Genomic DNA, 21,612 nt, shown 5'->3' with positions numbered 1-21,612 from the left:
GAAGCGCGCAGAGAAGAACAGGAGCAACATCAGATCCGGCGGCAAGAAGCGCGCAGAGAAGAACAGGAGCGTCATCAGATCCGGCGGCGAGAAGCGCGCAGAGAAGAACAGGAGCGTCATCAGATCCGGCAGCAAGAAATGCACAGGACAGTCATTCTAATAAGCAGGCGGTCAGGTCGGCAGATGGAATTGTCAGGAAGCAGGGCGGACGTCCTGACGGAAAGTCAAAAGCAATGTCAAAAAAGAAAAAGAAACAAAAACGAGCGGCATTTAATTTCGCTTCGGGCGGAGTCCTTATTGTTGCGGCATGTGTGTTTATTTTCTCATTATATCAGTTGATTACGATGCTGATTCCGTATTACTCCGGAGGAGAAGAATACGATAAAATTAAAGATATTGCAATTACGGCAGATGAAGAAGGAAAAGGGTTTACGGTTGATTTTGACGCTTTGCTGAAAGAAAATGAAGATACGGTCGCATGGATTCGTTTTGATGAACCGGCAGTGATTAACTATCCGGTTGTGAAAAGCGCAGATAATAATGAATATCTGACAAAAACATTTACTGCCAACGATAATAAACTTGGCGCAATTTTTGTAGATATGAGAAACAACAGTGATTTTTCGGATAGAAATACATTTATTTATGGTCACCATCTGAATGTAGGCGGCGAGATGTTCTCAGAGCTTCTTGAATATGACAGTGAGTCATTCTGCAAAAAGCATCCGAATTTCTACATATATACACCGGATGGAAAAGTCAGAACATATAAGGTGTTCTCAGCCGGAGTTGTGAAAGATACGGCGGATAATTATAAGATTGAGTATGCTGCGGATGCGGATTATGAAGCATACCTGAAACTTTGTGAGGAGTCATCGAACTATAAAGTGGAAGATGTAGAGCTGACTGCACAGTCTCAGATCGTAAGTCTGTCGACATGTACGAATGTCCGTGATGATGAACGTTTTCTTGTGCAGGGAGTTCTGACTGCGATCGACTGATGCAGGAGAAAGGAAAAAGATATGGCGGACAGATTTGATGTGGGAGACATTATTACAATGAAAAAACCTCATCCGTGCGGGAGCAAAGAGTGGGAAGTACTGCGCGTCGGGGCTGATTTCAGATTGAAATGTACAGGCTGCGGACATCAGATTATGGTTGCCCGCAAATTAGTTGAAAAAAACACAAGGCAAATTATAAAAAAGGCTTGAAACTGAAAAAAACTTATGGTATCATCAATAATCGTGACATACTGTCGGATCGAAACCGATATGTATCATAATTCCTTGTTCCCGTAATGGAAACGGGAGCCAGAGACCATAAGGAGGTATAAGAACATGAATAAGTATGAATTAGCTGTTGTTGTGAGCGCAAAACTCGAAGACGAAGCAAGAGCGGACGTAATCGAGAAAGTGAAAGCTCTTATCACACGTTTCGGCGGTAACGTAACAGACGTGGATGAGTGGGGCAAAAGAAGATTCGCTTATGAAATCCAGAAAATGACAGAAGGATTTTACTACTTCGTACACTTCGAAGCTGAAAGTACAGTTCCGGGAGAAGTGGAGCAGCGTATCCGCATTATGGACAACGTACTCAGATATTTATGCGTGAAACAGGAAGCATAAGCGGAAAGAGGTATATATGAATAAGGCAGTTTTAGTAGGACGGTTGACTAGAGATCCTGAAGTCAGATATTCACAGGGAGATAATGCGACGGCAGTTGCAAGATATACAGTTGCCGTTGACCGCAGATTTAAAAGAGACGGAGAACCGACAGCGGATTTCATTCCGTGCGTCGTATTCGGACGTTCAGCAGAGTTTGCGGAAAAATATTTCCGTCAGGGAATGCGGGTTTCTGTTTCCGGTCGTATTCAGACAGGAAGCTACACGAATAAAGACGGCATGAAAGTATACACAACAGAAGTGATCGTGGAAGAGCAGGAGTTCGCAGAGAGCAGAGCTGAGAGTGAAGCAAACAGAGGCATGTATCAGCAGTCTGCACCGAGTCCGGCGCCGAGCGCTCCGGCAGGAGACGGATTTATGAACATCCCGGATGGTATTGATGAGGAGCTGCCGTTCAATTAGGAAAGGAGAATCATCATGGCTTACGAAAAGGGAAGCAGACCGGAAGGCGGATTTAAGAGAAGAGGTCCGGCTCGCAGAAGAAAAAAAGTCTGCGTATTCTGTGGAAAAGAAAATAACGAAATCGATTACAAGGATGTAGCAAAATTAAAGAAATATGTTTCTGAAAGAGGAAAAATTCTTCCGAGAAGAATCACAGGAAACTGTGCAAAACATCAGAGAGCTCTTACAGTAGCAATCAAAAGAGCAAGACATATCGCTTTGATGCCGTACGTTCAGGACTAATCAAAATATAAGGCTGATTCTTAGGGGATATCCCTTTGAGTCAGCTTTTTTTGTATAGGCAATAAAAAGTACTCGTTGAAATCCCAACAGGTACTTTAATCGGATATGATTTACAATCAGTTGTGATGTTTTACAAGGCCAAATGCCTTAGATAACTCCATCACAAGGATTGATGCTATATGAAGATATTGAGTGGCAGGCAGTGCGGAGAATGGTGCGTCAGGCGCATAGGAAGCTGCAAGTCTCCGGCAAAAAAACAATATGAGGATCAGGAGCGTTAATGGAAACATAAGACGTGTTTCATATTCAATGGTGAATTTACCACAGATATAACACTGTTGACGATAGCAAAAAGATGTACTATCATGCAAATAGTTGATAGTACATCTTTTTGGAGGCGATGTTGCATGGATATATCTGAGCGAAAAATTACGAAAACAGCACGTGAAGTCGAAAAATTTACCGCCCGCACAATGAGGGCGGATGGTCGTAGTCAACTTATTTATCCTACGGAAAAGGCCCGGTATCTGAAAAATTCCAAGGTCCATATCGAGTCTGTATTTTATGAATGGTTGTTTTCTTCTCTCAATGAAACGGAACAGCAGGAATTTGCCCGATTGTTGGATATTCTCTACAAGAAATGCAAAGAGGACAGTAAAGCAGGGGTTCCTGATATGACACAGATAATCGCAACCCATAGTTGATATTTTGATAAATGGGTAATAATCTAGGGGGGGGTATCTTTTATGTGGATTGCATTTGCTGTTGGTTCCGCATTCTTTGCGGGTGTAACATCGATCCTCGCAAAATGCGGTATTCGGAAAACGGATTCTACCGTGGCCACCGCTATTCGCACCATTATTGTACTTATCTTTTCCTGGATAATGGTAGTTGTAACAGGTTCTCAGAATCAAATTGGTACGATTGGAGGAAAAACTCTTTTATTTTTGATTTTGTCTGGGGCAGCCACAGGTGCATCCTGGCTCTGCTATTTTAAGGCTCTCCAGTTGGGGGATGTCAACAAGGTTGTTCCTATCGATAAATCTAGCGTAGTTCTCACAATTCTGCTGGCTTTCCTGCTTTTGGGGGAACCCATCGGATTGTTTCAGGGAATTGGTGTATTACTGATTGGTGCAGGCACTTTCCTGATGATTGAGAAAAAAACAGAGACTAATGGTGTGTCTGTTCAAAAAAAGGGCTGGATGCTCTATGCGTTTGGCTCAGCGGTATTTGCCAGTCTAACCTCTATCTTAGGTAAGATAGGTATCGAGGGAGTAGAGTCTAATCTGGGAACAGCCATTCGTACTGCCGTTGTGCTGGTGATGGCGTGGATCATGGTGCTGGTAACAGGCAAGGTTGGGACAATACGAGAGATTCCGAAGAAAGAGCTGTCATTCATCTGTCTGTCTGGTTTTGCGACTGGGGCATCGTGGCTTTGTTATTATCGTGCTTTACAAGACGGATTGGCAAGTGTAGTAGTGCCCATCGATAAGCTGAGTATTCTGGTAACGGTGGCTTTCTCCTGGCTGGTCTTTCATGAGAAGCTTACCGCTCGTTCTGGTTGGGGGCTGATACTTATCGTAGTTGGGACATTATCCATGATATTTTGAAGGTAAGTGGCGTTGCTTCACCAGCTTTTAATAAAATATCCTTTGGAATTTTTTACTAAGGCCAATTAAAAAGGAAAAATTTTATGCGTAATATTATATTTTCAGGACTTATCAGCTTTTTTATGGACATAAGTTCTGAAATGGTTTATCCGATTATTTCTCTTTATCTGACTGTCATATATAAACCAACAATCTTACCGACAGCATCATCAATAGCACCATGTAGAGCATATTTAATTTTTCTGCCAAACCATTCATAAGGGGTTGCGTCTATCTGTATTAATTGCCCAGGATGAGACTTGCGTTTGCGTCTGTGAGTGCGATGACGAATTTTTTTCTTCATAGGGATTTCAATTCCTGCACTTTTCAGTATACTAGAGAGCGAAGTGTATGAGAGGGCAATCTCATAATCTTCGAGAAGCATATCTTTGAAGTGGAGGAAATTGACCTCTTTAAACTCCGGCTTAGAGTGTATGGAGAGGACTTTTTCCTTTATTTCATCTGGGATGGCATGAGCTGGCTATCATCCTGTGTTTTTATGAATTAAGAATTCAGCATCAGATGCAAGGATTCCTTTCTTTAAACGGGTAATCTGGCGTGGAGAAAGCGAAAGAAGCTTAGCAGCCTGTTGTCTAGTAATGGACTTGTCGATGAAACTGTTAATGACTTTGAATGTTTTTAATTGTTCTTGGGACAATGTGATTAATCCTTCTTTCATAGTTTTATAGTTTAATGAAAAGTGACATTATCTCAAGAGAATCTTAAGGTGACATTATCATAAGTTAACAACATAGAGCGGAAAAAACAACATGGAAAAAACAACATACTTAGAGCGGAAAAAGTATAGTAGAATAAAATCCAAAAAGATGGTATAATAAATTGTTGTAGCGAAACCAATTTTTTAGTAATCTGATGATGCACATTGCATGTGCCCATGTGGGTGCGGATGAGGTAATGTTACTATGAAAAAGAAGAAAATGCGTTTAAAGGGAAAACTTAGGCTGTATATGAACTGGCCGCTTATTATGACGTTTTTGCTTGTCGCGATGAACATATGGGTTCTGATGGTAGACCGAAAAGCAGCGTTTATTATGTTTATGTTTATTCTGATCTATCTGGCGATTGCGGGCGGTCTGTATTTTTATAACCGATCTCTTATATTGGCGGATCTGATTCAGTTTTCCGCGCAGTATAAGGGGATTGAGAATACGCTCTTAAAGGAATTGGCTGTTCCTTATGCGATTGCCCTTGAAGACGGACATATTCTTTGGAAGAATGATGCGTTTTCAAAATTGACGCAAGGTCCGAGAAAAGAAAAGTATTTGTATAAGATGATACCGGCTCTTACGACAAGTGTGTTTCCGAAGGATGATATGGAACATGTTGAGATGGAAGTCGAGTATTGCGACAGACATTATCAGGTGGAACTGCGCAGAGTTTCTCTGCAAGGGTTCAGTGATAAGGAAAAATTACTTCAGATCCCGGAAGAAGAGGAATTCTTTGTAGCCATATCCATGCAGGATGTGACGGAGCTGAACGCGTATATCCGTGAAAATGAAGAACAGCGGATGATCGCCGGATTGATTTATATTGATAATTATGACGAAGTTATGGAAAGCGTTGAGGAAGTGCGTCAGTCGCTTCTTGTTGCTCTGATCGATCGTAAGATCAACAAATATATCGGGGATGTAGACGGCATTGTTAAGAAGATGGAGAAGGACAAATATTTTATTGTGCTTCGTAAATCTGCTTATAAGAAAATAGCGGAAGACCGATTCTCCCTTCTTGAAGAAGTAAAACAGGTTAATATCGGAAATGCGCGCTCAGCTACATTGAGTATCGGTTTAGGTCTGAATACGGCGACTTACGCGCTTAGCTATCAGTATGCCCGTGTCGCAATCGACCTTGCTCTTGCGCGAGGCGGCGATCAGGCGGTCATAAAGGACTGTACCGGAATTACTTATTTTGGCGGCAAGAAAGAACAGACGGCGAAAAATACCCGTGTAAAAGCAAGGGTAAAAGCGGAAGCGCTGCGAGAGTTTATTGTGACGAAGGATCGGGTGCTCGTTATGGGACATAAGATTGCAGATCCGGATTCCTTTGGCGCGTGTATGGGTATTTACAGGGCGGCGGTCAGTCTTGAGAAGAAAGCACATATTATCATCAATACGGTGACGGAGTCTGTGCGTCCGTTGTATAATGAGATCGCAGAAAATCCTGCTTATGAGGATGATATCTTTCTGACTTCAGACGAGGCGATGGATTATATTACGGATAATACAATGGTAATCGTAGTTGATACGAACAAACCGCAGATGACGGAATGTCCCGAACTTTTAAGACGTTCCCGCATGACGGCTGTTTTAGACCATCACCGACAGAGCAGTACGGTGATTGCAAATGCAGTTTTGTCTTATGTAGAACCCTATTCTTCTTCTACTTGCGAAATGGTAGCGGAGGTGCTTCAGTATATTGCGGACAGTATTAAGATCCCGGCTGTTGAGGCGGAATGTATGTACGCCGGAATTATGATCGATACACGAAACTTTATGAACCGGACAGGAGTCCGTACTTTTGAGGCGGCGGCATTTCTTCGGCGGTGCGGAGCTGATATTACCCGTGTGCGGAAGATGTTCCGCGACGATATGGCATCGTACAGGGCGAAGGCAGAGGCGATGCGGGAAGCAGAAGTGTATAAGAATCAGTTCGCGATCGCGGTTTGTCCGGCTGATATTGAAAGCCCAACTGTACTTGCGGCACAGACTGCGAACGAACTTCTTGATATCAGCGGAATTAACGCTTCGTTTGTGCTGACGGTTTATCAGGAGAAAATCTATATGAGCGCACGTTCGATCGATGAGGTAAATGTGCAGATCATAGCAGAAAAACTGGGCGGCGGAGGTCATATTAATTCCGCGGGAGCGCAGTTTGATCATACGAATATGGAAGAGGCAATCAGTACGCTCAAAGAGACCATCGATGATATGATAGAGAAAGGAGATATATAAATGAAAGTGATATTATTGGAAAACGTAAAATCTCTCGGAAAGAAAGGGGAGATCGTAACTGTAAATGACGGATATGCAAGAAACTTTATCTTACCGAAGAAACTGGGAGTAGAGGCGACAGGAAAGAATTTGAACGACTTGAAACTTCAGAAAAACAATGAGAAGAAGGTTGCTCAGGAAAACCTTGACGCGGCAAAAGAGCTTGCGGCACAATTAGCGGCAGGAAAAGTAGAACTTGCGATCAAAGTTGGGGAAGGCGGAAGAACCTTTGGTTCTGTTTCAAGCAAAGAGATTGCAGCAGCGGTGAAAGAGCAGATGAAACTGGATATTGATAAGAAAAAGATCCAGTTAAAAGAAGCGATCAAGTCGCTCGGTACGCATGTTGTAACAGTAAAGCTCCATCCGGAAGTATCAGCGGAACTGAAAGTTGTTGTGAAAGAAGAAGCATAAGGAGTTCCTATGGAAAATATAGAAGCCGCAATGAAGCGGATACCGCCCCATAGTGCAGAAGCAGAACAGGCTGTGCTTGGGGCGATGTTGATGAATAAAGATGCGATCATGGTCGCATCGGAGATCGTGACCGGAAAAGATTTTTATCAGACGGCATACGGCATTTTGTTTGACGCTATGACAGATCTCTTCCGATCAGGGCGTCCGGTGGATCTGATCACGCTTCAGGAGTATTTAAAGACAAAAGATGTGCCGCAGGAAGTGAGCAGCATGGAATTTGCCAGAGAACTTCTTGTAGGGACGCAGACATCGGCGAATGTGAAGTATTATGCTGAGATTGTAAAAGAAAAATCTGTTTTGCGCAGTCTGATCAAAATTAATGAAGAGACGGCGAATGCCTGCTATCTTGAGAACGAGCCGTTGGATGAACTGCTTGAACGGACGGAAAAGCGCGTGTTTGAACTTGCAGAAAACGGAAATTCGCAGGAATACGTTCCGATAAAGCAGGTTGTATTAAATGCGTTGGATGTTATCGAAAAGGCGTCAAAAACGAAAGGAAATGTGACAGGAATCCCGACAGGGTTCATTGATCTTGATTATAAGTTGTCTGGTCTGCAAAGATCGGATCTTGTTCTTATAGCTGCTCGTCCATCTATGGGAAAAACAGCGTTTGTACTGAACATCGCACAGCATGTGGCGTTTCGCCAAAATCTTGCAGTGGCGATCTTTAGTCTTGAGATGTCAAAGGAACAGCTTGTAAACCGTTTGTTTTCCCTTGAGTCACATGTAGATGCGCAAGTCTTAAGAAACGGAAATCTGACAGATACCGATTGGGAGAAATTGATCGAAGGTGCAGGAACAATCGGAAGTTCCCGTATGATTATTGACGATACATCTGGAATCAGTATTTCGGAAATGCGTTCGAAATGTCGTAAATATAAACTTGAACAGGGACTTGATCTGATTATCATCGACTATCTGCAGTTGATGAGCGGAAGCGGCGGACGCAAAAACGAAAGCCGCCAGCAGGAGATTTCCGAGATTTCACGATCTTTGAAAGGTCTTGCAAGGGAATTGAACGTGCCGGTGATCGCTCTGTCGCAGTTAAGCCGTGCAGTTGAGCAAAGAACCGATAAAAGACCGATGCTTTCCGACCTTCGTGAGTCAGGAGCAATCGAGCAGGATGCGGACGTTTGTATGTTTATTTATCGTGATGATTATTATAATCCGGATACTGAGGATAAGAATATTGCGGAGATCATCATCGCAAAACAGAGGAACGGTCCCATCGGAACCGTCCGTCTTGCGTGGATGCCGCAGTATACCCGCTTTGGAAACGAACTGCGTCAGCAGCAGTAAATTATGTAAAGATACTTTTCAATTTCATGATTGCGCCGGATTTGGAAGATTCTTTTCTGGCGGTTTGCTGTTTTCGGATGAGCATGTCCAGTTTTCGGAAATGTTCCTCCTGACGGCGTTCCTTTGCTTCAAGTATAAAATCCATTTCATGAATGACGTCAGTAGTAATTGTGCTGCTGATGTCATTTTTTAATATCGTATTATTTTCACTCAGCGCTTCACGGAACACATCTCCGACAAGTGCGCGCATCTGATCGACAGTATTGAGCGGCAGTAAGATGTCACCTGATTTTGAAGGCGCTGTCTGAAGTTCTTTCTTTTCTTTTTCAGGGGTTTTTAACTGAGATTTTGTTTTCTTTAATTCGGGAATAAGAGGCTTTAAGTCTTTTAAGAGCATTCCTTCGTTTTTCAGTTTTTTGATACAGCAGAAGAGCTGAATGTCATCTTTGGTGTAGTATCGATGTCCCATTTCTGTTCGTCCGATCGTCAGGTCAAGTTCTTCTTCCCAATATCTTAATACATGTGACTCGACGTTGACCTGTTTTGCGGCTTCAGAAATCATAAATCTGACTTCACCCATTAATATGTGAACCTCCTCATTTTGCTTTTGACATTATTATAGCATACACAATGACTTGAGAAGGGAAAAATCGTTCGTCAAGTTCCTACAAAAAAACACCGTCCCATATAGGAACGGTGCTTCTCTTTTGTGATCACTTTGCGATTTATATTACTCGGCTGAGATAGCGCCTGTCGGACATGCAGCTTCACAAGCTCCGCAGTCTACACAAGCATCAGCGTCGATCTCGTATTTGCCATCGCCTTCGGAGATAGCGCCTACAGGACATTCAGCTTCGCAAGAACCACAGCTTACGCATTCATCACTAATAACGTGTGCCATAGTATGTATCCTCCTTTTTTGATTTGAAAAGAGAATCGGTAAAGGTCAGTTCTCTTTATGTTCATTATTTTAATACAATGAGTCTGAATATACAAGTCATTTGTATGTTCTAAATTAAGAACTTATTCAGGACCTATCCCGGCTGTTTTTTAATTTCATTCAGTCAGACTGTCTTTTTAAGTTATGCGTGATCCCACTCTTTTATGAATTCGTTCGAAGTATGCGCGATTGAATTTTTCTGCAATGTCTTTCAAGTTATACACGATCAAACTCTTCTACGATCTCTTTGGAAGGAGCTTTTGTGAGAAGGCTTACAATAACGATCATAAGGCAGGATACTGTGAAAGCCGGAAGCAGTTCATAAATATCCCAGACACCGCCGAGAGGACGAACAAGGTATTTCCAGATAAAAACCATAGCGCCTCCGGAAATCATTCCGGCAAGGGCGCCCTGCCAGTTAGAACGTCTCCAGAACAGTGCAAAGAGCACGACCGGGCCGAATACAGCTCCAAAACCTGCCCATGCAAAGGAAACGATACTGAACACGGAACTGTTCGGGTCACGGGCGATAATAGCTGCGATCACCGCGATTGCGAGCAGTGTGAAACGGGCTGCGTTCATTGCTTTCTTCTTGTCTCCGGTCTTTGCAACTCTGTCTCCGAGAAGATCAGAAGACACTGCGGAGGATGCTGCCAAAAGCTGTGAGTCTGCGGTGGACATTGTGGAGGCCAATATTCCGGCAAGGATCGTTCCGGCAAGTAAAGCAGGAAGAATGCCGTGCTTGCTCAGCAGGTCGGCAATCTGTACGATGATTGTTTCGGAATCCGAACCTGTCAGTGTTTTTAAAGCGCCTACGTCGCTCATTGCCAGACCGATCACACCGATCAGTACTGCAACTGCGAGGGAAATGACAACCCATACCGTTGCAACTCGTCTGGAAAGCGTGAGTTTTTCTTCATCCTCAATCGCCATGAAACGAAGCAGGATGTGAGGCATACCAAAGTAGCCCAGTCCCCATGCGATCATGGAAATAATATTGATGATCGGATACGGCTGCTCAACTCCTGCAACCGGATCGTAGGTTGTCATCATAGTCAGATATCCCGGGAGCGACTGCGCGTTTTCGATAACGGAAGGAATACCTCCGGCGATGTTGATCCCAAAGATAAATACGATGAGCAGGGCGATAGACATGATGATACTTTGGATAAAGTCTGTTGTCGAAGCAGCTAAAAAGCCGCCAAGCGCTGTATAACCTACGATAACGATGGCGCTGATGATCATCGCCGCAACATAATCTACTCCGAACAGGCTGGAAAACAGTTTTCCGCATGCGGCAAAACCGGAAGCTGTGTACGGAATAAAAAATATGACGATAAAGATCGCTCCGATAGATTGAAGAATCTTGCGTCGGTCACGGTAACGATTGCTGAAAAAAGAAGGAAGTGTGATGGAGTTTCCGGCTACGAGAGTGTAGCGGCGGATTCTCTTTGCCACAATTTTCCAATTCACATAAGTTCCGATAGCGAGTCCGATCGCAGTCCATCCGGCGTCTGCGATTCCCGTCAGATATGCCAGTCCGGGAAGTCCCATGAGAAGCCAGCTGCTCATATCGGAAGCTTCGGCGCTCATGGCTGTGACAAGGGGACCGAGTTTTCGTCCGCCGAGATAGAAATCCGTCGTGTCATGGTTGTTTTTGGAACAACGATAGCCGACGTAGAGCATGGCGCCAAGATAAATAATAATGGCGATCATAATACAAATGTGTTCTGTTGTCATAGTTGTACTCATTCCTTTCGCAAAATATGCAATATATTGTAAAATTGTACCATAATAAGAAGTTTTCTTCAAGAAATAAAAGTTTAGTAAAAATTCACATTTATTTTGTGCAATATGGTGTATTATAAAAGGATAAAAGCGGAGGATAAATCAGAATGAAGAAAAAAGTTACAGCAGCGGCGGCGCTTGCTTTATGTGTGGCAATGGGAGTTTGCGCATGCAGTACGCCGAAAGAAAACGATGCATTTACCGGGGAAAAAAAGGAGGATCCTGCGTGGCAGGCGAATCTTGATAAGATTTCTCCCGAAGTATATGCAGATATCAGCGACCTTGATTTGGAACCGGGAACTTATATATCGGTAATCGGGAAAAGAGAAGGGACATCTTATTGGAATGAAGTGCAGGCGGGAGTAGAGCAGGCTGCGGCAGATATTAATAAACATTTAGGATACAAAGGCGAGGATAAGATTAAAGTTCTTTATAACGCGCCGTCAGACAGTGAGAATATTGATGAACAGGTGAATATTCTTGACGAGGAGCTGGCAAGGTATCCTGATGTGATTGCGGTTGCCAGTGTTGCGGAAGATGCGTCGGCAGTACAGTTTGATCTTGCCGCGGAAAATGGGATTGCAGTTGTTGCGTTTGATTCAAAAAACAGTTATCAGGGAATTCAGTGCACCTGTATGACCGATAATACGGCGGCAGCAAAAGAAGGCGCGCAAAAATTAGGCGAGGCGATCGACGGAAAAGGTGAGATCATTCTGATCGCTCAGGATTCTGTCTCGGGAACGGCCAAGGAGCGTACAAAAGCAGTTGCGGATGAACTTGCTGCGAATTATCCGGAAGTGAAGATTGTCGAGACAATCTATATGGATCAGCTAGAGGAATTGAAAATGCAGGCGGCAGCAGAAGAGCTTGGAGTGACGAAGGAGGAACTTGCCGCGTGGACGGTGGAATCCTCAGGGCAGGACACTGCGGAAGAGGTGGCGCAGGACACAGCATCTGAAACGATTCAGACGAAACTGGAAGATATCCATGCGATCGCCGATGGAATGAAAGACGCCGATGTGGCTGCTTATTATATGGAGAAACATCCTGAGCTGAAAGGCTGTTTTGCGGTAAATGCAGATGCTGTTTTACTTGCAATGGATGCTGTTGATATAGTAGAAAATGCAGAGGATATCGTACTGATGGGATTTGATGCCGGAAAAGAACAGGTAGCGGCGTTGAAGGATGGAAAAGTCGATGGACTGATCGTTCAAAATCCGTTCGGTATGGGATACGCAACAGTTGTTGCTGCTGCAAGAGCGACCTTGGAGATCGGAAATGAGGCGAATGTTAATACAGGATATGTATGGGCAGATAAAGAGAGTCTGGATGATCCGGTTATAAAAGGTATGCTTTATGAATAATAAGAAGCGGGTAAGTATTACCCGCCTCTGCTGAGAGAGAAGATGAATTCTGTGCCGACTCCCTCGGTGCTTATCACATTGATGTGCTCGTCGTGAGCCTGAATAACTTCTTTTACAATGGACAGGCCAAGACCTGTCCCTTTTTTGTCTTTGCCGCGGGAAAGGTCGGATTTGTAAAAACGCTCCCATATTTTATTGAGCTCTTTACGAGGAATTCCGATTCCGTGATCTTTTACGGAAACGAATACTTTGTCGTTTTTCTTACTTACCTCAACCGTGATCGAGGAATTATTTTCACTGAATTTGATCGCATTATCAATTAAGTTATAGAGAACTTGTTCAATTTTGCGTTTATCCGCGAATACGGATACTGTTTCTGGCATGAGAAGAAGTTCGATGGAAATATGCTTTTGAGTACAGGCAGATTCAAATGATGCGGCGGTGCTTTTCAGCACATCCTGTATGTTGAAATCTGATTTATCAAGAAGCATCTCCTTCGTATCAAATTCGTTCAGTGTGAGAAGATCTCGTGTGAGATCGGTGAGCCTTTCTGTTTCGAATAAGATAATATTCAAATATTTCCCATATAATTCCGGCGGAATTGTGCCGTCTGCCATCGCCTCTACATATCCTTTCATAGAGGTGAGCGGCGAACGGAAATCATGGGATACATTTGCGACGATTTTCTTTTGATAGTCATCCATGTCTTTTAGTCTGGCTGCCATATAGTTCATAGATGCAGAGAGATATCCGAGTTCGTCATGAGTATTTACCGGAATTTCGTAATCAAGGTTTCCGAGGGCATATTGTTTTGCGGCTTCGGAAATCTGCCGGAGAGGGCGGTAAACGAAAAACTGGACGCCAAGCAGGAAAATGAGAGCGAGTACAACGATTACTGCCACAGAAATATACACCTGAATCATGATCGGTGTGCATCGCTCTTCGATTGCAGAAACAGGGCTGTGGATCAGCAGATATCCTTTTGTAGAAAATTCTTGTGTTACAGGAGCCATAACGGTGATCATATCTTCTGCAAAATATCCGTGATAAGTACCTGTGATATAGCGTTTTCCTCCGATTTCGGCAGGGTTAAAATGCTCGATCGCATCCGGGCATGAAGTTCCTTCCAAACTGGAAGAGGTAAGTGTAGTTCCTGTATTGTCCACAAACCAAATCGAAGCGTTGAAGTAGAGTTTCATTGCTGACAACTGAGATTGGACATTATAAATTGAAGAATCTCCCGAAAAATAAGACGGGAGATAGTCATTGGCAACGAAGGTCGCTTCCCGATAGAGTGTACGGGAAGTGTCTTCTGTGAGTTTGTCTGTTACAAGCTGTTTCGTAAGAGTTGCAGTGGAAAACAGGCATAAAAATCCAAAGATAATATAAAGTGCAATAAATTTAAGATGCAGTGTGCTTTTCATGAGAGCATTCTCCTGTTATTTCGTTTCGAATTTATAGCCGATTCCCCATACAGTACCTATTTTCCAGTGGGGGTGGTCTTTTAGTTTTTCTCGAAGACGTTTTATATGGACGTCGACGGTTCTCGTATCGCCGAGGTATTCATATCCCCAAATACGGTCAAGAAGCTGTTCCCGTGTAAATACCTGGTTAGGGGATGCGGCGAGGCAGTATAGAAGCTCCAGTTCTTTTGGCGGCATTTCGACAATTTTCCCGTCGCAAAGAACAGAATAGTTTGTCAGGTTGATAGTCAGTCCCTCGTATTCGACGCATTTTGTTTTCTCGGGTTTCGGACTGTCTGCCTTTATCGGCTGGCTGCGGCGCAGAACAGCCCGTACGCGGGCAACCATTTCTTTGGAATCAAAGGGTTTCAAGATGTAATCGTCTGCACCAAGCTCAAGACCGAGCACTTTGTCGAATACTTCCCCTTTTGCCGAGAGCATGATGATAGGAACGGATGACTTTGCCCGAATTTCTCTGCAGACCTGATAACCGTCGATACCGGGAAGCATAAGGTCAAGAAGGATCAGATTCGGTTCATACGTCTCAAATGCTTTTAGTGCGTCTTCTCCGTTCGATACTATTTTTGTGTCAAAACATTCTTTTATGAGATAGAGTGAGATAAGTTCTGCAATATTTTCATCATCGTCAACGATGAGAATTTTTTGTTTTCCGGTCATGATGTTCCTCCCTTTATGCCTGTACTGTTATCCAAGTTCGACGATTGTGACGCCGGCATCTCCTTCTCCGAATTCGGCAAGATGGTATGATTTTACATGTTTTTGTCTTCTTAGATATTCATGGATCCCTTTTCTTAAAGCTCCGGTTCCTTTTCCGTGAACTACGCGGACACTGTTTAAGTGAGAAAGCAGGGCGTCGTCCAAATATTTATCCAGTTCGGCAACTGCTTCGTCTACTGTTTTCCCGAGAAGATTGATCTCCGGACTTACAGAAAGAGATTTGCTCATTTTAATCTTACTTTTTGATGTACGGTTCATTCGTTTCGGTGCGTAAGGCGATACTTCTTCGATAATTTCCAAATCGGAAATATGAACCTGAGATCTGAGGATTCCCATCTGAACAGTAACATTCCCTCTTGCATCTGGAAGAGAACTGACGGTTCCGGTCAGGTTCATACTTAATACTTTTACAGATTCGCCCAGTTTAAAATCAGATGGTTTGTGATTCTTTTTTGGTTTGTTTGTCTTCAGCGAAGCAGAGGCAGAAGTATCCTTGATCTTCTTGCGGAGACGTTCTCTTTCTTTTTCCATTTCTGCGGCTGAAATATTCTCTTTGCCGAATTTGTGGAAATTTCGGATTGTTTCATCGGCGACTTCTTTTGCTTCTCTTAAGATCGCATTGGCTTTTTCGTTTGCTTCACGAAGAATGCGGTCGCGCTGCTCGTCCAGTTTTTCCTGTTTTTGTGCTGCCTGGTGCTTTAAAGCTTCCGCTTCTTTTTTATAAGCGGCAATTTCGGCCTGTTCTTTTTCAATCGTGCGGCGGCTTGCCTCAAGATCGCTGAGAAGGTCTTCGAAGGAAACGTCCTGTTCACTGAGTCGTTTTTTTGCATCATCAATAATATAATCAGGAAGACCCAGTTTCCCTGAAATTGCAAAAGCATTACTTTTTCCCGGAATACCGATCAGCAGACGGTAGGTTGGACGAAGGCTTTCTACGTCAAATTCACAGCAGGCGTTTTCGACGCCGGGTGTGGAAAGCGCATATACTTTCAACTCACTGTAATGAGTGGTTGCCATTGTGCGTATATTTCTTTTATGAAGGTGAGATAAAATCGCAATGGCGAGAGCCGCTCCTTCGGTCGGATCAGTTCCGGCGCCCAGTTCGTCAAAGAGAACAAGGGAACGTTCGTCAACTTTTTTCAAAAAAGAAACAATATTTGTCATATGCGAAGAGAAGGTACTTAAGCTCTGTTCTATACTTTGTTCATCTCCGATATCTGCATATACTTGTCTGAACACTGAAAGTTCCGAACGGTCTGCGGCAGGAATGTGCAGGCCGGATTGTCCCATAAGTGTGAGAAGTCCGACTGTCTTCAGAGAGACTGTTTTTCCTCCGGTATTCGGTCCGGTGATGATAAGAAGAGAAAATTCATCGCCGAGAGATACCGTGATCGGAACGACTTTTTTCTGATCGAGAAGAGGGTGACGTCCTTCCCGTATGCGTATGCGGCCTTCTTCGTTTAAGACCGGACGGCTTGCGCGCATGGAAAGAGCAAGGGCGCCTCTTGCAAAAATAAAGTCAAGGTCGGTAAGAGAGCGATAATCTGTCCGGATCTCTTCGATATACTGCGCCGTTTCTTCGCTTAAGGAGGCAAGGATCTTGCGAATTTCGTCCTGTTCTTTTACATACAGTTCTTGCAGATCGTTGTTCAGCTTTACGATAGCCATAGGTTCGATAAATAAAGTAGAACCGGAAGCCGACTGATCGTGGATCAGTCCTTGTACCTGACTGCGATGCTCTGCTTTGACCGGAATACAGTACCGGTCTCCGCGCATCGTGATCAGCGCATCCTGAAGATAAGTTCTGAGAGAACCGTTTACGAGTCCTGAAAGTGTTGTGTGTACGCGGTCATTAAGGCTGTTTATATTTCTTCGGATATGTTTCAATGTACTGCTTGCATCATCGCTGATCTCGTCTTCGGAAATGATACATCTTTCGATTTCATTTACGAGAGGGGTAAGCGGTTCAAGTCCGTCAAAATAAATATCAAGACAATCTGCAAGATCTTCCTGTGTATCATGCCTTCCGTATGATTTGACACGGGCAGTATTTGAAAGAAGACGGCAGATACGCAGAAGTTCAGACGCATTCAAAGCGCCGCCGATCTCAAGTCTCTTAAGAGACTCTTCTACGGGGGCGGCATCTCCGAAAGAAATCCGCCCTTTCTTAATAATCCTTGTGAATGCGGCAGAAGTCTGTTCCTGCAGTAAGTCGATCTTTCCAGGATCCGTCATTGGTTTTAGACGTCGGCAGAGCTGTTTTCCGCGGAAAGAGCCGGCCTCGTTTTCTAGAGAAGATATAATTTTATCAAATTCGAGTTTTTGTAAAGTTTTATTATTCATAAATTCACCTGTCTGTTATGTTTGTACTCTCATTCTACTCTATTATCAGGATAAAGAAAAGGACTTTCGGGAAGTAAGAAAAACCTTTTCAGAAAGGAATGAATCAGGTATACTAGAATTTGGAGGAAAATAAGTCCATGCCGAATGATAAAGAACAAAAAAATCCGTCGGAAGACAGTGCGGAAGAACAAAACTATTCTTTTTTACAGGAAACGATTAAAGTAAAACCTACCAGCAGGGAATCACTTATAAAACAATTTGTCAGGATCGCAATTTACGGTCTGATCTTGGGGGTGTTTGCCTGCTTGGGTTTTTTTGCGCTTAAACCGTGGATACAGGAGTGGTTTGGGGGAAGTACGAAGACGGTGAACATTCAGGGAGATGAGCAGTCAGGGGAAGATCCTTCTCAAATTGCAGACGGGAATAGCCCTGAATCTGTATTTAATGCAGAAAGCTACGAAGAAATGACGGCAGGAATGAATGCTCTTGCCAAAGAGGCGCAGAGAAGCATTGTATCGGTGTCAACTGTGTCAGAGGATGAAGCTTGGAAAGGCGATATGACCGGAGAACACAGAAGTGTGTCAGGGATGATCACCGGAGATAACGGAAGGGAATTGTTGGTTCTGACAGACAGTTCGATCTGTGAAGACGCATCTGCATGGGAAGTGACTTTTTCAAATGGGAAAAAATTTCGGGCAGTATTGAAGAAGCAGGACGCTAACAGAAAGATCGCAGTATTCGGCATCGGGCAAAGCAGTTTGGATACGGATACGAAAAAGGCGGTTAAGGTTGCTGTTTTAGGCAATTCCAATGTAGTTATGCAGGGCGAGGGCGTACTTGCCCTTGGAAATATGTTTGGTTATACAGACGGGATGTCTTACGGCGTTGTCAGCGCATCGAATCATAAAGCGTCATTTTTTGACGGAGAGTGCGAAGTGATCGCAACAGACATTCCGGCAGAAGAGAAAGGAACAGGAGTCCTCTTTAATATGGACGGAGAGGCTGTAGGACTGATCTCGGCATCTGCAAGGAATGGAAGCGGGAAAAATGTCGTCAATGCATATGGAATTTCTGATCTGAAACCGATCATCGAACTGCTTGTCAATGGGAAAAGCGTTCCTTATGTCGGTATTCGCGGAACAACGGTGACGCCTCAGTTATCGGAAGAACACGGGATGCCTCAGGGAATTTATGTGGCAGATGTGGATCCGGATTCTCCGGCAATGGCAGCAGGCATACAGACTGGGGATATTATATGCCAGGCGGCGGGAGAAAAGGTGACGGATCTTTCGGCGTATCAAACGATCGTCATTGACTCGTCAGTGGGAGAAACGATGGAGCTTGTAGGAAAACGGCTTGGCGCGGACGGATATGTGGATGTGGATTTTTCTGTTGTGACAGAAGAAAAAAGCAGTGAATGAAAAATTCAATAAGGGGTCATTCAATAAGGAAAGCAAGATCAAATCACGAAAGGTGAAAGAGACGAGCTAATATTAGACGATAGAAAGCGGCGGAATGGGAAGAAAACTGAATGCCGGAAGGCAGCAGAACTGAAAGAATATCAGATGCCGGAATGAGATAAAAAATAAGATAAGAAGAAAGAGGAAATGAAACATGAGATATATTAGTGGTTTACATGAAGGAGAAACAATTCGGAATATTTACCTGTGTAAAGGAAAGCGTTCTGCTGAAACAAGAAATGGGAAACCATATGATAATGTACTTTTGCAGGATAAGACAGGGACGCTTGATGGAAAAGTCTGGGATCCCAATTCTCAGGGAATCGCAGAATACGATGAGAAAGATTTTATAGAAGTCTATGGTGAAGTGATCAATTATAACGGTAATCTTCAGATTAATATAAAACAGATCCGTAAAGCGGATGAAGAAGAATATAATCCGGCAGATTATATGCCGGTTACAGAAAAAAGTGTCGATGGGATGTATGAGGAATTGACCGCATATATCCGTCAGATCTCTAATCCATATTTGAAAAAGCTGCTGGAGTATTTCTTTGTAAATGATAAGGAATTTGTTAAAAAATTCCGGGCTCATTCAGCGGCGAAAACAGTACATCATGGATTTTCGGGAGGCCTTTTAGAACATACATTAAGCGTACTTAAAATGTGCGAATATTTTTCAAGTACATATGAGATTTTAAACCGAGATCTGCTCTTGACAGCGGCAATCTGTCATGATATCGGGAAAACGAGGGAACTTTCTTCTTTTCCGGACAATGATTACACAGATGAAGGTCAGTTGATCGGTCATATAGTAATCGGCGTGGAAATGATAGATGAAGCAATCAGAACGATACCTGATTTTCCGGTGCGCCTTGCAAATGAATTGAAACATTGTATTATCGCTCATCACGGAGAACTGGAATATGGATCGCCGAAAAAGCCGGCGCTTGCAGAGGCAATGGCTCTAAATCTTGCGGATAACGCGGATGCAAAAATGCAGACGCTGACAGAAATATTTAAAGGAAAAACAGGTACGGACTGGTTAGGATTTAACCGCCTGTTTGATTCAAATTTACGCAGGACTTCAGGAGTGTAAACAGAGAAAACTGAGCGGAAATACAAAGAGTGTGAAAATCATTTTAAAACAGCACAGCCTGTGAGATACAGGGAGTTGATCGAAAAAGAAAAGATCGGACAGAGCCTGGCAAAAGATGATTGGCAGAAATGTATGCTTGGATATGCAGGAATGCAGGAGAACAGAAAGAAAAAGGAAGATATGTGTATGCAGAAAAATGATACTGTAGTTGTAGAGATCACAGATATCGGCGTCAATGGAGAAGGAATCGGAAAGATAGACGGATATACGTTGTTTGTAAAAGACGCGGTAATCGGAGATGTTGCTGAAGTTAAAGTGATGAAGGCAAAGAAAAATTACGGATATGCCCGATTGATGAACGTACTTACCCCGTCAGAGAGCCGGATTGAACCTAAATGTGCATTTGCAAGAAAATGCGGAGGATGTCAGATCCAAGAGATGTCTTATGAGAAACAGCTTGAGTTTAAAGAAAGAAAAGTGCAGGGAAATCTTGAACGGATCGGCGGTTTTCCCTCTGAATTTTTAGAGCGTACAAAAGAACCGATCATAGGGATGGAGACTCCGTTTTATTATCGGAATAAAGCTCAGTTCCCGTTTGGAACAGACAAAGAAGGTGATCCTGTAACAGGATTTTATGCAGGTCGCACACATGACATTATAGCCAATACAAACTGTGCTCTCGGCGTAGCCGTAAACGAACCTGTTTTAGAAATGATACTTGATTTTATGAAAAAATATAAGATCCGTTCCTATGATGAAAAGACAGGAACGGGTCTGTTTCGTCATGTGCTCCTTCGCTATGGATTTACAACAAAAGAAATTATGGTGTGTTTCGTTGTGAATAAAGAGAAAGCAGATGATGGCGGAAAATGGTTCGCGCATCAGCAGGAACTGACAGAAAAACTTGTTCAAGTTGACGGAATGACGAGTATAACGGTAAGCCCGAATACAAAGCGGACAAATGTCATCATGGGAGATACGTTTGAATTACTTTGGGGGAAAGAATATATTACCGATTATATCGGTTCAGTAAAATATCAGATCTCTCCGTTGTCCTTCTATCAGGTCAATCCGATACAGACGGAAAAATTGTATTCACAGGCTCTTGAATATGCAGATTTAAAAGGCGATGAAACTGTCTGGGATCTGTACTGCGGGATCGGAACTATTTCTTTGTTCCTCGCACAAAAAGCAAAACAGGTCTACGGCGTGGAAATCGTTGCTCCTGCGATTGATGACGCAAGAGAAAATGCAAAGTTAAACGGGATAGAAAATGCAGAGTTTTTTGTTGGAAAATCCGAGGAAATCCTTCCCCAATATTATAAAGATTATGCTAAACGGCATGGAGGGGAAAAAGCATACGCCGATGTGATCGTTGTAGATCCGCCGAGGAAAGGGTGCGATGTGGAATTGTTGGATACGATTCTGAAAATGCAGCCGGAGAGGATTGTTTATGTGAGCTGCGATTCCGCAACATTGGCAAGAGATTTGAAAATATTGTGCAGTGAGAACGGAGAAATTGGGGGATATCAGATAGAGAAGTGGAGAGCAGTTGATCAATTTCCGATGACGGTGCATGTGGAGACTATTGTGTTGATACAAAAGAAAAACTCGTAGAAATCC

At 43.4% G+C, this 21,612-nt stretch carries 20 protein-coding genes and 1 pseudogene; 14 read left to right on the top strand and 7 right to left on the bottom strand.

The annotated features are described in order from the left end of the window. Nucleotides 1-233 precede the first annotated feature (233 nt). The 7 genes from srtB (at nucleotide 234) to RCH61_RS04700 (ending at nucleotide 3,977) form a co-directional block, all read left to right on the top strand. Nucleotides 234-1,001 (top strand): class B sortase, encoded by a 768-nt coding sequence (srtB, locus tag RCH61_RS04730; RefSeq protein ID WP_442920445.1) that lies wholly within the window; start codon nucleotides 234-236, stop codon nucleotides 999-1,001. 21 nt (nucleotides 1,002-1,022) lie between these two features. Further along, the gene (locus tag RCH61_RS04725) at nucleotides 1,023-1,211 is read left to right on the top strand and encodes a DUF951 domain-containing protein (protein ID WP_306480032.1); all 189 of its coding nucleotides are present in this window, start codon (nucleotides 1,023-1,025) and stop codon (nucleotides 1,209-1,211) included. A 126-nt stretch (nucleotides 1,212-1,337) separates the two neighbouring features. Beyond that, complete coding sequence (gene rpsF / locus RCH61_RS04720; RefSeq protein ID WP_306480031.1) at nucleotides 1,338-1,625, top strand: 30S ribosomal protein S6; 288 nt, start codon at nucleotides 1,338-1,340, stop codon at nucleotides 1,623-1,625. 16 nt (nucleotides 1,626-1,641) lie between these two features. Further along, nucleotides 1,642-2,085 (top strand): single-stranded DNA-binding protein, encoded by a 444-nt coding sequence (locus tag RCH61_RS04715; RefSeq protein WP_306480030.1) that lies wholly within the window; start codon nucleotides 1,642-1,644, stop codon nucleotides 2,083-2,085. 15 nt (nucleotides 2,086-2,100) lie between these two features. Then, a complete protein-coding gene (rpsR, locus tag RCH61_RS04710) occupies nucleotides 2,101-2,367 on the top strand; it encodes a 30S ribosomal protein S18 (protein ID WP_009243510.1) in 267 nt (88 codons plus the stop codon). A gap of 407 nt (nucleotides 2,368-2,774) precedes the next feature. Continuing rightward, a complete protein-coding gene (locus RCH61_RS04705) occupies nucleotides 2,775-3,071 on the top strand; it encodes a hypothetical protein (RefSeq protein ID WP_306480029.1) in 297 nt (98 codons plus the stop codon). A 42-nt stretch (nucleotides 3,072-3,113) separates the two neighbouring features. Further along, nucleotides 3,114-3,977, top strand: coding sequence for an EamA family transporter (locus tag RCH61_RS04700; protein ID WP_306480028.1), 864 nt, complete (start codon nucleotides 3,114-3,116; stop codon nucleotides 3,975-3,977). A 172-nt stretch (nucleotides 3,978-4,149) separates the two neighbouring features. Here RCH61_RS04700 and RCH61_RS09935 read toward each other — a convergent pair. Then, nucleotides 4,150-4,695: pseudogene (locus RCH61_RS09935) on the bottom strand (ISNCY family transposase); the annotation flags it as partial. A gap of 244 nt (nucleotides 4,696-4,939) precedes the next feature. On the opposite strand from RCH61_RS09935, the gene RCH61_RS04690 reads away from it, so the two are divergent. From RCH61_RS04690 to dnaB, 3 genes are read left to right on the top strand one after another with little or no spacing between them, the layout of a single operon-like run. Beyond that, the gene (locus RCH61_RS04690) at nucleotides 4,940-6,985 is read left to right on the top strand and encodes a DHH family phosphoesterase (RefSeq protein ID WP_306480026.1); all 2,046 of its coding nucleotides are present in this window, start codon (nucleotides 4,940-4,942) and stop codon (nucleotides 6,983-6,985) included. After that, on the top strand, nucleotides 6,986-7,435 hold the full coding sequence (gene rplI, locus RCH61_RS04685; RefSeq protein ID WP_178006593.1) for a 50S ribosomal protein L9: 450 nt from the start codon (nucleotides 6,986-6,988) through the stop codon (nucleotides 7,433-7,435). It abuts the gene before it with no gap. A 9-nt stretch (nucleotides 7,436-7,444) separates the two neighbouring features. Then, on the top strand, nucleotides 7,445-8,794 hold the full coding sequence (gene dnaB, locus RCH61_RS04680; protein ID WP_306480025.1) for a replicative DNA helicase: 1,350 nt from the start codon (nucleotides 7,445-7,447) through the stop codon (nucleotides 8,792-8,794). Nucleotide 8,795: 1 nt separating this feature from the next. Here the strand turns inward: dnaB and RCH61_RS04675 are convergent, their stop codons facing one another. From RCH61_RS04675 to putP, 3 genes are all read right to left on the bottom strand, one after another. Beyond that, nucleotides 8,796-9,374, bottom strand: a complete 579-nt coding sequence (locus tag RCH61_RS04675; RefSeq protein ID WP_178006700.1) for a helix-turn-helix domain-containing protein — start codon at nucleotides 9,372-9,374, stop codon at nucleotides 8,796-8,798. A gap of 150 nt (nucleotides 9,375-9,524) precedes the next feature. Beyond that, nucleotides 9,525-9,704 carry a DUF362 domain-containing protein gene (locus RCH61_RS04670; protein WP_330692924.1) on the bottom strand — a complete coding sequence of 60 codons (180 nt, stop codon included), beginning with the start codon at nucleotides 9,702-9,704 and terminating at the stop codon, nucleotides 9,525-9,527. A 246-nt stretch (nucleotides 9,705-9,950) separates the two neighbouring features. After that, complete coding sequence (gene putP / locus RCH61_RS04665; RefSeq protein WP_178006701.1) at nucleotides 9,951-11,474, bottom strand: sodium/proline symporter PutP; 1,524 nt, start codon at nucleotides 11,472-11,474, stop codon at nucleotides 9,951-9,953. A gap of 155 nt (nucleotides 11,475-11,629) precedes the next feature. Between putP and RCH61_RS04660 the strand changes: the two genes are divergently transcribed. Next, nucleotides 11,630-12,886 carry a substrate-binding domain-containing protein gene (locus RCH61_RS04660; protein ID WP_178006702.1) on the top strand — a complete coding sequence of 419 codons (1,257 nt, stop codon included), beginning with the start codon at nucleotides 11,630-11,632 and terminating at the stop codon, nucleotides 12,884-12,886. Nucleotides 12,887-12,903: 17 nt separating this feature from the next. Here the strand turns inward: RCH61_RS04660 and RCH61_RS04655 are convergent, their stop codons facing one another. Genes RCH61_RS04655 through RCH61_RS04645 form a run of 3 tightly spaced genes read right to left on the bottom strand, consistent with a single transcriptional unit; the run spans nucleotide 12,904 to nucleotide 17,430 of the window. Beyond that, a complete protein-coding gene (locus tag RCH61_RS04655) occupies nucleotides 12,904-14,310 on the bottom strand; it encodes a sensor histidine kinase (protein ID WP_178006704.1) in 1,407 nt (468 codons plus the stop codon). A 15-nt stretch (nucleotides 14,311-14,325) separates the two neighbouring features. Then, a complete protein-coding gene (locus RCH61_RS04650; protein WP_178006705.1) occupies nucleotides 14,326-15,027 on the bottom strand; it encodes a response regulator transcription factor in 702 nt (233 codons plus the stop codon). Between the two features lie 27 nt (nucleotides 15,028-15,054). Then, the gene (locus tag RCH61_RS04645; protein WP_178006707.1) at nucleotides 15,055-17,430 is read right to left on the bottom strand and encodes an endonuclease MutS2; all 2,376 of its coding nucleotides are present in this window, start codon (nucleotides 17,428-17,430) and stop codon (nucleotides 15,055-15,057) included. A 137-nt stretch (nucleotides 17,431-17,567) separates the two neighbouring features. Here RCH61_RS04645 and RCH61_RS04640 point away from each other — a divergent pair, with 137 nt between their 5' ends. From RCH61_RS04640 to rlmD, 3 genes are all read left to right on the top strand, one after another. Further along, the gene (locus RCH61_RS04640; RefSeq protein WP_178006709.1) at nucleotides 17,568-18,851 is read left to right on the top strand and encodes a S1C family serine protease; all 1,284 of its coding nucleotides are present in this window, start codon (nucleotides 17,568-17,570) and stop codon (nucleotides 18,849-18,851) included. 193 nt (nucleotides 18,852-19,044) lie between these two features. Next, nucleotides 19,045-19,989: a 3'-5' exoribonuclease YhaM family protein gene (locus RCH61_RS04635; protein WP_306480024.1), complete on the top strand. Its 945-nt coding sequence runs from the start codon at nucleotides 19,045-19,047 to the stop codon at nucleotides 19,987-19,989. Between the two features lie 186 nt (nucleotides 19,990-20,175). After that, on the top strand, nucleotides 20,176-21,606 hold the full coding sequence (rlmD, locus tag RCH61_RS04630) for a 23S rRNA (uracil(1939)-C(5))-methyltransferase RlmD (RefSeq protein ID WP_306480047.1): 1,431 nt from the start codon (nucleotides 20,176-20,178) through the stop codon (nucleotides 21,604-21,606). The last annotated feature ends 6 nt before the right edge of the window (nucleotides 21,607-21,612 follow it).

Origin of the sequence: Mediterraneibacter sp., assembly GCF_030825015.1 — a bacterium.
Taxonomy (GTDB): domain Bacteria; phylum Bacillota; class Clostridia; order Lachnospirales; family Lachnospiraceae; genus Mediterraneibacter.
This window is presented reverse-complemented; position numbering and strand designations above follow the sequence as displayed.